At 69.3% G+C, this 15,113-nt stretch carries 13 protein-coding genes; 9 read left to right on the forward strand and 4 right to left on the reverse strand.

What is annotated here, in order from left to right; genetic code table 11:
* The first annotated feature begins 19 nt into the window (after positions 1–19).
* The 6 genes from purL (at position 20) to purM (ending at position 8,030) form a co-directional block, all read left to right on the forward strand.
* Positions 20–2,299, forward strand: a complete 2,280-nt coding sequence (gene purL / locus CKW34_RS03835; RefSeq protein ID WP_059384273.1) for a phosphoribosylformylglycinamidine synthase subunit PurL — start codon at positions 20–22, stop codon at positions 2,297–2,299.
* Positions 2,300–2,301: 2 nt separating this feature from the next.
* The gene (locus tag CKW34_RS03840) at positions 2,302–4,077 is read left to right on the forward strand and encodes an alpha/beta hydrolase (protein WP_059384272.1); all 1,776 of its coding nucleotides are present in this window, start codon (positions 2,302–2,304) and stop codon (positions 4,075–4,077) included.
* A 98-nt stretch (positions 4,078–4,175) separates the two neighbouring features.
* Entirely contained in the window at positions 4,176–4,739 is a 564-nt protein-coding gene (locus CKW34_RS03845; RefSeq protein ID WP_231921899.1) for a CPBP family intramembrane glutamic endopeptidase, read from the forward strand.
* 11 nt (positions 4,740–4,750) lie between these two features.
* Positions 4,751–5,137 (forward strand): sterol carrier family protein, encoded by a 387-nt coding sequence (locus CKW34_RS03850; protein WP_059384271.1) that lies wholly within the window; start codon positions 4,751–4,753, stop codon positions 5,135–5,137.
* Between the two features lie 98 nt (positions 5,138–5,235).
* Positions 5,236–6,819, forward strand: a complete 1,584-nt coding sequence (gene purF / locus CKW34_RS03855) for an amidophosphoribosyltransferase (protein WP_059384270.1) — start codon at positions 5,236–5,238, stop codon at positions 6,817–6,819.
* A 137-nt stretch (positions 6,820–6,956) separates the two neighbouring features.
* Entirely contained in the window at positions 6,957–8,030 is a 1,074-nt protein-coding gene (purM, locus tag CKW34_RS03860; protein WP_059384269.1) for a phosphoribosylformylglycinamidine cyclo-ligase, read from the forward strand.
* A gap of 225 nt (positions 8,031–8,255) precedes the next feature.
* On the opposite strand, the gene CKW34_RS03865 is transcribed toward purM, so the two are convergent.
* The 4 genes from CKW34_RS03865 to ygfZ all read right to left on the reverse strand — a co-directional run bounded on the left by CKW34_RS03865 (position 8,256) and on the right by ygfZ (position 11,435).
* Complete coding sequence (locus CKW34_RS03865; protein ID WP_006551813.1) at positions 8,256–8,447, reverse strand: DUF3073 domain-containing protein; 192 nt, start codon at positions 8,445–8,447, stop codon at positions 8,256–8,258.
* Between the two features lie 194 nt (positions 8,448–8,641).
* Entirely contained in the window at positions 8,642–9,622 is a 981-nt protein-coding gene (locus tag CKW34_RS03870; RefSeq protein ID WP_059384268.1) for an asparaginase, read from the reverse strand.
* Positions 9,619–10,287, reverse strand: a complete 669-nt coding sequence (locus tag CKW34_RS03875; RefSeq protein ID WP_059384288.1) for an MOSC domain-containing protein — start codon at positions 10,285–10,287, stop codon at positions 9,619–9,621. The genes CKW34_RS03870 and CKW34_RS03875 overlap by 4 nt, the downstream gene beginning before the upstream one ends.
* A gap of 17 nt (positions 10,288–10,304) precedes the next feature.
* Positions 10,305–11,435, reverse strand: coding sequence for a CAF17-like 4Fe-4S cluster assembly/insertion protein YgfZ (ygfZ, locus tag CKW34_RS03880; protein ID WP_059384267.1), 1,131 nt, complete (start codon positions 11,433–11,435; stop codon positions 10,305–10,307).
* 56 nt (positions 11,436–11,491) lie between these two features.
* Here ygfZ and CKW34_RS03885 point away from each other — a divergent pair, with 56 nt between their 5' ends.
* The 3 genes from CKW34_RS03885 to cydB all read left to right on the forward strand — a co-directional run bounded on the left by CKW34_RS03885 (position 11,492) and on the right by cydB (position 15,112).
* Complete coding sequence (locus tag CKW34_RS03885; RefSeq protein WP_059384266.1) at positions 11,492–12,346, forward strand: aminodeoxychorismate lyase; 855 nt, start codon at positions 11,492–11,494, stop codon at positions 12,344–12,346.
* Positions 12,347–12,562: 216 nt separating this feature from the next.
* A complete protein-coding gene (locus CKW34_RS03890) occupies positions 12,563–14,062 on the forward strand; it encodes a cytochrome ubiquinol oxidase subunit I (protein ID WP_059384265.1) in 1,500 nt (499 codons plus the stop codon).
* Between the two features lie 12 nt (positions 14,063–14,074).
* Positions 14,075–15,112 (forward strand): cytochrome d ubiquinol oxidase subunit II, encoded by a 1,038-nt coding sequence (gene cydB, locus CKW34_RS03895; RefSeq protein ID WP_059384264.1) that lies wholly within the window; start codon positions 14,075–14,077, stop codon positions 15,110–15,112.
* The last annotated feature ends 1 nt before the right edge of the window (position 15,113 follow it).

The raw sequence follows: 15,113 nt of genomic DNA on the forward strand, positions 1-15,113 counted from the left end.
TGAAGGGACCCGACGCCCAGTGTCACCGCACGTGGATACCGTCTCCCACGCCGCCGAAACCCCCGACGCCGCTCAGCCCTATCGGGAGCTGGGTCTGAAGGAAGACGAGTACACCCGGATCAAGGAGATCCTGGGCCGTCGCCCCACCGACGCCGAACTCGCCATGTACTCGGTGATGTGGTCCGAGCACTGCTCCTACAAGTCGTCGAAGGTGCACCTGCGCTACTTCGGCGAGACCACCACCGACGAGATGCGCGAGTCGATGCTCGCCGGCATCGGTGAGAACGCCGGTGTCGTCGACATCGGCGACGGCTGGGCCGTCACCTTCAAGGTCGAGTCGCACAACCATCCGTCGTACATCGAGCCGTACCAGGGCGCCGCGACCGGCGTGGGCGGCATCGTCCGCGACATCATGGCCATGGGCGCCCGCCCGATCGCCGTGATGGACCAGCTCCGCTTCGGCGCGGCCGATCACCCCGACACCCGTCGCGTCGTCGACGGTGTCGTGCGCGGTGTCGGCGGCTACGGCAACTCCCTGGGTCTGCCCAACGTCGGTGGCGAGACCGTCTTCGACGCCTCCTACCAGGGCAACCCGCTCGTGAACGCGCTGTGCGCGGGTGCGATGCGCGTGGAGGACCTGCACCTCGCCCACGCTTCCGGCACGGGTAACAAGGTCATCCTGTTCGGCGCCCGCACCGGTCTCGACGGCATCGGCGGCGTGTCCGTTCTCGCCTCCGAGACCTTCGACGACAGCGCCGGTGGTCGCCCCAAGAAGCTTCCGAGCGTGCAGGTGGGCGACCCCTTCACCGAGAAGGTGCTCATCGAGTGCTGCCTCGACCTCTACCGCGAGAAGCTCGTCGTCGGCATCCAGGACCTCGGCGGCGCCGGTCTGTCCTGCGCGACGTCCGAGCTCGCCGCCGCCGGCGACGGTGGCATGCACATCAACCTCGAGCGTGTCCCGACGCGCGCGAAGGGCATGACCCCGGCCGAGGTGCTGTCCTCGGAGTCGCAGGAACGCATGTGCGCGGTCGTCACGCCCGACAACGTCGACGCCTTCATGGACGTCTGCAAGAAGTGGGACGTCCTGGCCACCGTCATCGGTGAGGTCACCGACGGCGACCACCTCGTCATCGACTGGCACGGCGAGACCGTCGTCGACGTGCCGCCGCGCACGGTCGCGCACGAGGGCCCGGTCTACGAGCGTCCCGTCGAGCGTCCGGCCTCGCAGGACGCGCTGATCGCGAACACCACCGCCGGTCTGAAGCGTCCGGAGACCGCCGACGAGCTGCGCGAGACGCTGCTGAAGATGCTCGCGTCGCCGGCGCTGTGCAGCCGCAAGTGGATCACCGAGCAGTACGACCGCTACGTGCGCGGCAACACTGTGCTCGCCGAGAACGCCGACGCTGGTGTGGTCCGCATCGACGAGGAGACCGGCCGCGGCATCGCGCTCGCGACCGACGCCTCGGGCCGCTACACGCAGCTCGATCCGTACGCGGGCGCCCAGCTCGCCCTCGCCGAGGCCTACCGCAACGTCGCCGTCACCGGCTCGACGCCGAAGGCCGTCTCGAACTGCCTGAACTTCGGTTCGCCCGAGGATCCGGGCGTGATGTGGCAGTTCCAGCAGGCCGTGCGCGGCCTCGCGGACGGCTGCGCGAAGCTCGGCATCCCCGTCACCGGCGGCAACGTCAGCTTCTACAACCAGACCGGCGCCACCGCGATCCTGCCGACCCCGGTCGTCGCCGTGCTCGGTGTGATCGACGACGTGCACCGCCGCATCCCCACCGGCATCGGCCTCGAGCCGGGCGAGACGCTGATCCTGCTCGGTGAGACCCGCGACGAGTTCGACGGCTCCATCTGGGCGCAGGTCGAGCACGACCATCTCGGTGGTGTCCCGCCGAAGGTCGATCTCGACCGTGAGCGGCTGCTGTCGGAGATCCTCACCGCCGGTTCGCGCGACGGCCTGATCTCCGCCGCGCACGACCTGTCCGAGGGTGGCCTCGCGCAGGCCGTCGTCGAGGCCGCGCTCGCGGGTGAGACCGGCTGCCGCGTGCTGATCCCCGAGGGCGCCGATCCGTTCGTGACGCTGTTCTCCGAGTCGGCCGGCCGCGTGCTCGTGGCCGTACCGCGCACCGAGGAGTCGCGCTTCACCGGTATGTGCACCGCACGCAACATGCCGTGGGTGCGCATCGGTGTCGTCGACGAGGGATCCGACTCCGTCGAGGTCCAGGGCCTGTTCTCGATCCCCATGACCGAGCTGCGCGAGGTGTGGGAAGGGACCCTGCCTGCCCTGTTCGGGTAACCGTGCCGGCCACCCAGGTCGATCGGCTGGCGGCGTTCGAGGCCCGGCAGGGCCGGATCATCGCTGCGGTCACCGACTTCGGTGAGCGCCACCCCCTCACCGCACGGGTGTGGGGGTGGCTCAGCCTGGACTTCACGGGCGTCGCCTTCGCCGCGCTCTTCTTCTGCTGGTCGCTGACGCCCTCGCTGCTCCCGCGCGACTGGCTCTTCCAGGGCCTGATCGGCGGCATCAACGCCGCGATCGGGTACGGCGTCGGATGCATCGTGGGCTGGGTCGTGGCACGCTTCCTGCTCCCCGGGCGGAGGTGGTGGCCGCCGCCGCTCCCGGTCCTGCGTGCCATCAAGGTCGCGGTTCCGGTCGCGGCCGTTCTCGCGTCGCTCGTCGCGCTCGTGCTCTCCGCCGGCGAGCAACGCCAGCTCGCAGCCCTCATGGGTGTCGAGGGCACCACGACCTCGGGATATCTACGCACCATCGTGCTGAGCGTCGCGGTCGCGGCCGCCCTCATCGCGCTGTGGCGCGGGCTGCGCGACATCGTCCGCTGGGTGTCGATGCTGCTCATGCGCCGCACCCGGATGCCGCTCGGTCTCGCCCGCACGCTGGGCGTTCTCGTCGTGGTCCTCGCCACCTTCATGCTCATCGACGGCGTGCTCATCCGCGGCACCTACGCCATCGTCAACCAGGCGTTCGGCCTGCAGGACGACACCACCCGTCCCGGCGCGATCCAACCCATCGATCCCGCCAAGTCCGGTAGCCCCGAATCCCTCGCGCCGTGGGAGACGCTCGGATTCGAGGGCCGCAACTTCGTCTCGCGGGGACTCGACGCCGAGGAACTCACCGCCGTCAACGGCAGTCCCGCACAGGAACCGATCCGCGTGTACGTCGGTCTCGACACCGCGCCCACCCCGGAAGAACGCATCGACCTCGTCCTCGCGGAACTCGAACGGACCGGTGCCTTCGACCGCTCCACGCTCGTCCTGATCCCCACCACCGGCACCGGCTGGGTCAATCCCACCGCAGCCCGCGCGATGGAGCTCGTCCACAACGGTGACCTGGCGATGGTGGCCTGGCAGTACTCCTACCTCCCGAGCTGGATCTCCTTCCTCGCCGATCGCGAGAAGGCCGCTGCCGCAGGCAAGATGCTGGTCGAGCGGGTGCACGAACGCTGGTCGCAGCTGCCCGAGGACGACCGTCCCGATCTGTTCCTCTACGGCGAGAGCCTCGGCACGCAGTCGGGGGAGGGCGCCTTCGACAGTCTCGCCGAGATCCGCGCCCAGATGGACGGAGTGCTGTGGGTGGGCCCGCCCAACTCCAACCGTCTGTGGCGACAGCTGGTCGAGCGCCGCGATCCCGGCACCACCGAGGTGCAGCCGGTGTACGCGGACGGTCTCGTCGTGCGCTTCGCCGACAGCCGGGAGGCGATCCACGAACCCGAGACACCGTGGTTGTCGCCGCGCGTGCTCTACATCCAGCACGCCTCGGATCCCGTCGTGTGGTGGTCGCCGGACCTGTTGTTCTCGCGTCCCGACTGGCTGTCGGAGCCGCCCGGACGCGATCGGCTGCCGCAGATGCGGTGGTTCCCCTTCGTCACCTTCTGGCAGGTCTCCGCCGACCTCACCAACGCTGCCGGTGTGCCCGACGGGCACGGCCACAACTACGGGTCGGCGGTGCTCGAGGGGTGGATAGCGGTCACCCAGCCCGAGGGGTGGACCGAGAACGACACCGAGCGGGTGCGCATCGCACTCGAGGCGTTCGCCGAGGTCGACGGGCCCGAGAAGTGACATCGCGAGTCGTCGTCCCGAGCTGCACCGCCCTGACGTGCACCGCTGCGGGATGCGCTGCCGCACTCGTCGCATGGAACAACGTCGTCCTCCCGGCGATGGATCTCGGTCCGCGTGGCAGGGCCGCCGCGAACGCCGGTTTCGGTGTCGCACTCGCCGCCGCGACCCGCGCCGCCGGTGTCTCCGCAGCCGAGCTCGGCTGGCGCAGGGCAGGGCAGGGACTGCGGTGGGGGACCGCGTCGGCGGCTCTGCCGGTCGCGGCCTACACGGTGATGCTCGCCGTCCCACCCGTGCGACGGCGGATGGCCGCCGGAGCGCGCCGCGCCGACCACACCGAGTGGGTCTTCGTGCACATACCCTTCGGGACGGTCCTGGCCGAGGAGTTGCTGTTCCGATCGGTGCTGTACGCCCTGGCCCGCCGCGCGTCGCGGAGGTGGCACCGGGCGCTGACCTCGGTCGCCTTCGGGCTCTGGCACGTCGTCCCCGCCCGGCGCGCCGGCGACTCGGTGCCCGGAACCGTCGTGCTGACCGCTCTGAGCGGGGTGGTGTTCGACGAACTGCGACGACGGACCGGCAGTGTCGTCGCGCCGATGCTCCTGCACCTGGCGATCAATGCCGGCGGTGCCGTCGCGGTCGGCATCGCGACGAGGCCGCGTCGCTAGGCTGGGCTGCCATGGCACCCCGGAAACCTGTCGACCCCGCCGAACTGCGCGCAGCCCTCGAACGGGTGGGTCCGTGGGTGACGGGGGAGAGCGACGAGAAGCCGCCGCGCCCCGATCTCGCCGCCGCCGTCCGGCTCAGTGCCCGCACCCTCGAACAGATCTCGCCGGGGTCGAGCGTGGAGGTGCGGGTGCCGCCGTTCGTGGCCGTCCAGTGCATCGAGGGCCCTCGCCACACACGGGGGACACCGCCGAACGTCGTCGAGACCGATCCGCGGACGTGGCTGCGTCTGGTGGTCGGCAGCATCGATTTCGACGGGGCCGTGGACACGGGTGCGGTGGAGGCGTCGGGTGGGCGCGCAGCGGAGATCGGTCGGCTGCTCCCGATCGCCCGACTCTGACGTTTTGCCGGGTCCGGACAGGGCGTCCGGGAGGGAGCACCTCGCGCTGGCCGTAGAATGGGAGGAGCCCCGCTTGTCCAGCCTCAGGGAGCACGTCCGTGACCAGTGCCGATCTGTCGGTCCACACACGTAATCTTCTCGCCTCCACCGAACCCGAGAACGAACCCCGCGAAGAGTGCGGAGTGTTCGGAGTGTGGGCTCCCGGGGAGGACGTGTCGAAGCTCACCTATTACGGTCTCTATGCGCTGCAGCACCGCGGACAGGAAGCTGCGGGCATCGCCGTGGCCGACGGTTCGCAGGTGCTCGTGTTCAAGGATCTCGGTCTCGTCAGCCAGGTCTTCGACGAGCAGACGCTCGCCGCGATGACCGGCCACATCGCCATCGGTCACTGCCGCTACTCCACCACCGGGTCCACGACCTGGGAGAACGCGCAGCCGATCTTCCGCACCACCGCCACCGGCTCGGGCGTCGCGCTCGGCCACAACGGCAACCTCGTCAACACCGCCGAACTCGCCGAACGGGGACGCCGTCTCGGTGTGCTCGATCCCACGCGCCCCGGTGCGGCGAACTCCGACTCCGACACCGTCGGTGCGCTGCTCGCCCACGGCGCGAAGAACAGCACGATCGAAGAGGCCGCGATGGAGCTGCTCCCGCAGCTGCGCGGCGCGTTCTGCCTGACCTTCATGGACGAGCACACCCTCTACGCGGCCCGCGACCCGTGGGGTATCCGCCCGCTGTGCCTCGGACGCCTCGACCGCGGCTGGGTCGTCGCCAGCGAGACCGCCGCCCTCGACATCGTCGGCGCATCCTTCGTCCGCGACATCGAGCCCGGTGAGCTGCTCGCGATCGACGCTGACGGTGTGCGCTCGTCGCGCTTCGCGAATCCCGAGCCCAAGGGCTGCGTCTTCGAGTACGTCTACCTCGCGCGCCCCGACTCGACCATCGCCGGTCGCTCCGTGCACGCGACCCGCGTGGAGATCGGCCGCCGGCTCGCGAAGGAACACCCGATCGACGCCGATCTGGTCATCCCGGTGCCCGAGTCGGGCACCCCGGCCGCCGTCGGTTACGCGCAGGGCTCCGGCCTGCCCTACGGCCAGGGCCTGATGAAGAACGCCTACGTCGGCCGCACCTTCATCCAGCCCAGCCAGACCATCCGCCAGCTCGGCATCCGGCTCAAGCTGAACCCGCTGCGCGAGGTGATCCGCGGCAAGCGCCTCGTCGTCGTCGACGACTCGATCGTGCGCGGCAACACCCAGCGCGCCCTGATCCGCATGTTGCGCGAGGCCGGCGCCCTCGAGATCCACGTGCGCATCGCGTCGCCGCCGGTCAAGTGGCCCTGCTTCTACGGCATCGACTTCGCGTCGCCGGCCGAGCTGATCGCCAACGGCGCGGGTACCCGCGACACCGTCGAGGAGGGGCACGACTACGACGAGATGGTCGAGATGGTGCGCCGGTCGATCGGCGCCGACTCGCTCGGCTACATCTCGATCGACGGCATGATCGGCGCCACCGAGCAGCCCGCATCCCGTTTGTGCGCTGCATGTTTCGACGGCCACTACCCGATCGCCCTCCCCAGGGAACATCAGGCGGGCAAGGACGTCCTCAACGGCGTCGTCGACACCGATTCGGTCACCCCGACGGTGTTGGACAACGACAACGCGGACGTTCTCAGTCGGCCGTAGAAGCTGGTCGGGTACCGTAAGTGCCGCGGTCGGCACGGTTCGGCGTGTGTTTCGCATGCCCGGACGCAGGTGTGCCTGGCCGCATGTAGCCAGATTTTTCACGACAAGACACAACTCGAGGCTGGAGCCGACAACTCATGACCGAGGACGCAACCCCCGGAGCTTCCTACGCCGCGGCGGGCGTGGACATCGAGGCCGGTGACCGAGCCGTCGAACTGTTCGCCCCGCACGCGAAGAAGGCCACCCGCCCGGAGGTCATGGGCGGCCTGGGTGGGTTCGCCGGTCTGTTCGCGCTCAAGGGTGGATACAAGGAGCCGCTGCTCGCGGCGTCCACCGACGGTGTCGGCACCAAGCTCGCGGTGGCGCAGGCACTCGACAAGCACGACACGGTCGGTCTCGACCTCGTCGCCATGGTCGTCGACGACCTCGTGGTCTGCGGTGCCGAGCCGCTGTTCCTGCAGGACTACATCGCCGTCGGTCGCGTCGTGCCCGAGCGGGTCGCGGAGATCGTCGCCGGCATCGCCGAGGGCTGCGTCCAGGCCGGTTGCGCGCTGCTCGGTGGCGAGACCGCCGAGCATCCGGGTGTCATGGCCGCCGACGACTACGACCTGTCCGCCACCGGCGTGGGTGTCGTAGAGGCCGAGAAGCTCCTCGGACCCGACCGCGTGCGCCCCGGCGACGTCGTCATCGCGATGGGTGCCTCGGGTCTGCACTCGAACGGCTACTCGCTCGCCCGCAAGGTGCTGCTCGACATCGGCAAGATGAGCCTCACGGCGCACGTCGACGAGTTCGGTCGCACCCTCGGCGAGGAGCTGCTCGAGCCCACCCGCATCTACGCCAAGGACTGCCTCGCGCTCGCTGCCGAGACCGAGGTGCGTACCTTCTGCCACGTCACCGGTGGCGGTCTCGCCGCGAACCTCGCGCGCGTGATGCCCAAGGGACTCGTCGCCGAGCTCGACCGCACCACCTGGAGCCCGGCTCCGGTCTTCGGCCTCATCGCGCAGCGCGGACGGGTCGAGCGGGTCGAGATGGAGAAGACCTTCAACATGGGTGTCGGCATGGTGGCCATCGTGGCTCCCGAGGACGTCGACCGTGCTCTGGCAGTGCTCACGGCCCGGCACATCGACTGCTGGACGCTCGGCACGGTCCGCAAGGCACAGGACGGCGCCGACGAGCGCGCGGTGCTGCTCGGAGATCACCCGCGCTTCTGACGGGCGTGCGTCGCCCGACGCGAACACGACGAAAGGCCGGTTCCCCCAGGATGAATGGGGGACCGGCCTTTCGGATCAGTGCCGTGTTGTGAACTCGGAAGTCACAGGCTCGAAGGCTGCGGACGGTGAGGAGCGCCGTCCGGCCTCGCGTCGAACGCCGACCACACCACCGACGGAGGGGGAGCCGAATGTCGGCCTCCCCCTCCGTCGGAGAGTGATATCAGGTCAGCGACGCCAGTCGTCGTCGTAGTCGTCGTCCCAACCGGAACGTTGCTCGGCGAAGACTTCGTCCCGCTGCGAGTTGGTTGCTCCGCCAGACAGCTCTCGCTGGAGGCTCTCGAAGTCGGTGGACGGCGAGCTGTACTTGAGTTGCCGTGCAACCTTGGTCTGCTTTGCCTTAGCCCGGCCGCGGCCCATGGCCAACCCCCTCGCGCTTTGACGGGGCGGCCTGGGGAAAAGTGGCGGCCCCGGTGTGTTGAGTATTTTCCTGACGCCCACTTTAGCGTGGAAACTTCGGTTGCGCCTCCACACACCCGGCTGGGCCGGTGTCCGTTACGCCTCATAACGACCCGACCTGCATGAATGCTGTTGAAATGTGATAAAGATGCCCTTCAGAACACCCCCGGGACGGCCCGGACGGTGCCGACTCGCACGCCACCACCGAACACCGGCGCCGACGAGAGCACCGCGAGCCGTTCGGAATCGAAGGTCGCGGCGTTCGCGGCGGTACCCGCTCCGAGGCGGTGGAGCAGGGCCGCGGTGAGCGGAAGGCGTGCCCGCTCGTGTCCGTCGTCGATCTTGAAAGCGAAGGACGTGCCGTCCGGCAGCGCACCGGCGTGGATCCCGTCGGCGCCCGCCTTGCAGAGCAGGCCGCCCACCGCGCGCATGAGCTTCAGGTCGTCCTTGCCGGTGCCGGAGATCAGGAACGGATGCTCGCGCACCGCGTCGGCCACGGCGCGCTCGGGCGTGCCGGTCTCCGCTGTCGCGAGCCGCGAGTAGGCGCGGGCGAGGTTGAACAGGGGGACGGGCACGATCGGTAGACCGCAGCCGTCGATGCCGAGATCGGTGTCCTCGATGTCGCCGGTCAGCTCGAGGATGGTCTCGGTCACCAGCTGCTGCAGCGGGTGGCCCGCGTCGGTGTAGCCGTCGGTGTCCCAGCCGTTCGCCGCGCACGCCGCGAGCATCGCCGCGTGCTTGCCCGAGCAGTTCATGTAGATCGACCGCGGCGTGCGTCCGGCGGCGAGCACCTCGGCGCGCGCGAGTTCGTTGCCGGGCAGATCCGTCGGGCAGCGGAGATCCTTCTCGGTGAAACCGGCACCGGACAGGACGCGCTCGACGGCCTCCACGTGGTCGGCCTCACCTTCGTGCGAGGCCGTGGCGATCGCCAGTTCCGCGGAGTCGCGGGGAACGAAGCCGGCGCGCAGCAACGCGACCGCCTGCATCGGCTTGTTCGACGACCGCGGGTAGATCGGTGTGTGCACCTCGCCCAGGGATACGAGGACCCCGCCGTCCGGGTCGAGGACGATCAGCGACCCGCGGTGGACGCACTCCCGGAAGCCCGAGCGCACCACCTCGACCAGTTCGACGCTCAACGACTCTCTCCCTTCCGTGCCCGCCCCACGAGACGGTGCGCCTTGTCGGCGACGCTGGGAGCGATGTCGGCCTGTTGCTCGAGCATCGCGGCGACCCGCTCGTGGCCCTGTCCGGTGAACAGATCGCGCACCGTGGCCCCGTGGGAGGGGACGTGCTCGACGACGATGCGGTCGCCGGAGGCCACCGGTCCCTCGGAGATCACCTTCAGGTACGCGCCGCAGTCGCCCCGGGCGACGAACCGCGTGGCCCAGTCGTCCTCCTCCGAACGGATCGCGAAGGTGCGGCAGGGGGTGCGGGGGCCGGTCACTTCGAGGAGCAGACCGCCGTCGCCGACGCGCCACCGCTCGCCGATGACGGCGTCGGTGGGGGAGAACCCGGCGACGTGCAGGTTCTCGCCGAACCAGCCGACGGGGAGCTCCCGGTCGAGTTCGGAGCCCCAGCGGCGCGACTCGTCCTGCGAGAAGGCGTAGACCGCCTTGAAGACGCCGCCGTGGTTGGCGGTGTCGCACTGGCGGTCGCCGGTCAGGCCGAGTTCACCGACGTGCACCGGTCCGTCGACGGGACGCTTGTCGATCGCGGTGACGGGATTACGCCGCAGTCCGGTCTCGTGCAGCGTGTGCACGACGCAGACCGCTGCGACGGTCCCCGAGGTCGCCGGCCGCATGCCGGCCGTCTCGGCGGTCACCGGCCGCGCAATCGGTCGACCGCCGCCCTTCCTGCCTGGATGCCGTCGTCGGGAGGGATGGAGTCGGGGTCGATGGACGCCGCGCACGGTCCTGCGACGAGGGCCGTGTCGGGCGTGATGGTGCGCTTGACGAGCGCGAGCGCGATCGGCCCGAGCTCGTGATGGTCGACGATCGTGCCGATGCGCCCGACCGCGCGACCTCCGGCGGTGATGTCGTCGCCCGTCTCGGGTCGTCCGTCGGCCGAGCCGTCGAGATGGAGAAGGACGAGATGTCGCGGGGGCTTGCCGAGGTTGTGGACCCGCGCGACGGTCTCCTGGCCGCGGTAGCACCCCTTGTCGAGGTGGACGGCACCGTACTGCTCGGGTCCGCCGATCCAGCGGGCCTCGTGGGGGATGGTGCGCTCGTCGGTGTCGACACCGATCCGGGGACGGACCGCTTCGACGCGCAAGGCCTCGAACGCCCAGCTGCCGGCCGGACGCGCGCCGGCGTCCCGCAGGGCGGTGAAGAGCGCGGTGAGCGACTCGCGCGGCACCAGGAGGTCGAAGGAGTGCTCGGTGGGCCACGGCATGCGGCGCACGAAGCCACCGGCGGGCAGGGCGACGGCGGCATAGGGTTCGGCCGGCAGCGCGTCGATCCCGAGTGCGGCGAGCACGGCGGGGCTGCCGGCGTCCGGTCCGAGGAGGCTCAGAACCGCGAGTTCGTTGCCGTCGCGAGGTTCGGCCTTCGCCCAGAACACCATCTTCTTCAGGAACGCGAGCAGGTCGGGTCCACGGTCGGCTTCGGTGTCGATCCACGTCACGCCGTCGAGGTCGGTCTGCACGAAGTGGTGCTCGACGCGGCCGTTCGCGTCGAGGCTCAGGTTCTCGGCGGAGGTGCCGTCCGGGAGCGACGCGATGTGCTGGCTGGAGATGGTGTGCAGCCAGCTCAGGCGTTCGTCGCCCGGAACGGCGATGACGAAGCGGGTGGAACGGTCGACCACGGCGGCGGATGTGGCGGCGGCACGTTGCTCGCCGAGCGGGTCGCCGTAATGCCAGGGGAGTCCGGCATCGGGCCCGCCGGAAGGCGAGGCGACTGCGCCGGGAAGTGCGAGAAGGGCGCTTTCGGACACGATCGGAGACTCGGTCACGACACCAGTCTATGGGGAACCGGCCGACAGGTCTGCCAGTGGCTAGGCTGAGCGCCATGGCTGAGCGGGTGCTGGTGACGCTGGACGGCGAGGTGAGGGATGCGGACGCACCCCTTCTGCACGCCGACGATTTCGGTGTTCTTCGTGGCGACGGGGTGTTCGAGACGTTGCTCGTGCGAGGAGGCCGGGCGCGTGCGCTCGAACTGCATCTCGCCCGGCTCGCGGCGTCCGCGGCCGCCGCGCAGTTGCCCGAACCCGATCGCGACGACTGGCGGCTCGCCGTCGACGTGGCACTCGAACAGTGGGGCGCCGAGCAGGAGGGCGTGCTGCGCCTGGTCTACACGCGTGGTCGTGAGGGTGCCGACACGCCGACGGCCTTCCTGCTCGTGACGCCGGTGGCCGAGCGTGTCGGCATCGCACGGCGCGACGGCGTGTCCGTGGTGACCCTCGAACGGGGTTTTTCGACCGATCTGGCGCAGAAGGCGCCGTGGCAGCTCCTCGGTGCCAAGACGCTGTCGTACGCGACGAACATGGCGGCACTGCGTCACGCCGAGTCGGTCGGCGCCGACGACGTGATCTTCGTCAGTGCCGAGGGCTACGTGCTCGAGGGTCCGCGGTCGACGGTGCTCGTCGCGCGTGGCCGGACGTTGCTCACTCCGCCGCCGGAGCAGGGGATCCTCCCCGGCACCACGCAGCAGGCACTGTTCGACCTGGCGGGGGAGCGGGACTTCACGGTCCGGTACGAGCCGCTGCGCCCGGCGGATCTCGTCGTCGCCGACGGTGTCTGGCTGATCTCGAGCGTGGCGCTCGCGGTGCGGGTGCACACGCTCAACGGGCACGCGCTGGTCTCGCGGGTCCAGGAGGGCGAGATCGAAGGCCTCGTCGACGAGGCGGTCGACACCGCCGGGTGAGTGAGGCGGGGTGTGCCCCCGCGGGTGATCCGTATCCGATGTGACGTGAGTCCGATGTGTCGGGCGACACGAACGTGTTCCACTTCGCGCAATCGCTACTACATTCGGTAGTAGCAAGGCCGGAGCAGTACTACCGGCGTGTCTTTGCGAACGAGAACCGCAGCGTCGGCCCCGCTCCGGATCTCCGTATCGACCCGGGCCTCACTCGGAGTGGCAATGGACGTCTTGGATCTGTCCCGGTGGCAGTTCGGGATCACGACGGTGTATCACTTCATCCTCGTGCCGTTGACGATCGGCCTCGCGCCGCTCGTCGCGATCATGCAGACGATGTGGGTGGTCACCGGCAAGGACCACTGGTACCGCCTGACGAAGTTCTTCGGGAAAATGTTCCTGATCAACTTCGCGCTCGGTGTCGCGACCGGCATCGTGCAGGAATTCCAGTTCGGCATGAACTGGAGCGAGTACTCCCGCTTCGTGGGCGACGTCTTCGGCGCACCCCTCGCCCTCGAAGGTCTCGTTGCCTTCTTCATGGAGTCGACATTCCTCGGCCTGTGGATCTTCGGCTGGACGCGCCTGCCGAAACTCGTTCACCTCGCGACCATCTGGCTCGTCGCGATCGGCGTGAACGCCTCCGCCTTCTTCATCATCGCGGCGAACTCGTTCATGCAGCATCCCGTCGGGGCCACCTACAACCCCGAGACCGGCCGCGCCGAGCTGACGAGCATCTGGGAACTGCTCACCAACAACACCGCGCTCGCAGCCTTCCCCCACGCGGTCGCCGGCGGCTTCCTCACCGCCGCAACCTTCGTCGCCGGCATCGGTGGCTGGTGGATGGTCCGCAACATGCGACGCGCCGCCGAGATCCGCACCTCGGAACCCGAGGAGGCCCAGCGCCTCGAGAACGACGCCCGCGGACTGTTCCGCCCCGTGACCCGCCTGGGCCTGATGGTCATGATCATCTCGGGCATCGGGTTGTTCGTCACCGGTGACGTCCAGGCCAAGCTCATGTTCGAGCAGCAGCCGATGAAGATGGCCTCGGCCGAGTCGCTGTGCCACACCGAGACCGACCCCAACTTCTCGATCCTCACGATCGGCACGCACAACGACTGCGACGGCGTCATCCACGTCCTCGACGTGCCCTACGTGCTGCCCTTCCTCGCGCAGGGTGAGTTCAGCGGCGTGACCCTCCAGGGCGTCGAGGACCTGCAGGCGCAGTACGAACAGGAATTCGGCCCCGGCAACTACAAGCCCAACCTGTTCGTCACCTACTGGTCGTTCCGCGCGATGATCGGCCTCGCCGCCGGTTCCGCGGCCCTGGCCCTGGCCGGGCTGTGGGTCACCCGCAGCGGCCGGGTGCCCGACCAGAGGTGGTTCTCGACGCTGTCGCTCGTCGCGATCCCCACGCCCTTCCTCGCCAACAGTGCGGGCTGGATCTTCACCGAGATGGGCCGGCAGCCCTGGGTGGTGCATCCGAATCCCACGGGCGTGGACATGATCCGGCTCACCGTCGACCAAGGTGTCTCCGAGCATGCGGCCGGAACTGTGCTCACCTCGCTGATCGCCTTCACCCTCGTCTACGCGGCGCTCGGCGTGGTGTGGTTCTGGCTCATCCGCAAGTACGCGATGGAAGGCCCGCAGGAGCACGACGCGCAGCCGCCGGGCTCCGACGACGACACCGACGACACGCAGCCGAAACAGCTGTCCTTCGCGTACTAGGAGTGGGCGGACATGGGACTTCAGGAAATCTGGTTCATCCTCATCGCAGTACTGTTCACCGGCTACTTCGTCCTCGAGGGGTTCGACTTCGGTGTCGGCATGCACTTCCCGGTGCTCGGCCGCGGTAGGACCGTCGAGGCGGACACCCGGCGCCGGGTGCTGCTCAACACGATCGGTCCGGTCTGGGACGGCAACGAGGTCTGGCTCATCACCGCGGGCGGTGCGCTGTTCGCGGCGTTCCCCGAGTGGTACGCGACCCTCTTCTCCGGCTTCTACCTCCCGCTGCTGCTGATCCTGCTCGCCCTGATCGTGCGCGTGTGCGCCATCGAATGGCGCGGCAAGGTCGACGATCCGACCTGGCGTCGCCGCTGCGACTGGGGGATCATCTTCGGCTCGTGGGCGCCCGCCGTGCTGTGGGGTGTGGCGTTCGCGAACATCGTGCGCGGCGTGGCGATCGACGCCGACAAGCAGTATGTCGGCGGGTTCTTCGACCTGCTGAACCCGTACGCCCTGCTCGGCGGTGCGACGACGGCGCTGGTCTTCGCTCTGCACGGCGCGGTGTTCATCGCGCTCAAGACCGAGGGACAGGTCCGGACGGATGCCGTGGCGATGTCGCGGAAACTGGCCGTGCCCGCCGTCCTCGTGGCCGGTGCGTTCGTGGTGTGGACCCAGCTCGCCTACGGCAAGGGCTGGACGATCGCGCTCGTCGCCGTGGCGGCGATCTCCCTGCTCGCGGTGGTCGCGCTGACCGCCGTCGCGCGTGAGGGCTGGGCGTTCGTGTTCACCACCGTCGCGATCGCCGCGACCTCGGTGCTGCTGTTCGCGTCGCTGTTCCCGAACGTCATGCCGTCGACCCTCGACCCGTCCTGGTCGCTGACGATCGAGAACGCGTCGTCGAGCCCGTACACACTGAAGGTCATGACGTGGGCCGCAGCGTTCATGACCCCGGTCGTCCTGGCCTACCAGGGCTGGACGTACTGGGTGTTCCGTCAGCGTCTGTCGACCGACCACATCCCGCACTCGATCGGTCTGAAGATCGGCTCGAAGTGAG

It is taken from the genome of Rhodococcus rhodochrous, assembly GCF_900187265.1.
Taxonomy (GTDB): domain Bacteria; phylum Actinomycetota; class Actinomycetes; order Mycobacteriales; family Mycobacteriaceae; genus Rhodococcus; species Rhodococcus rhodochrous.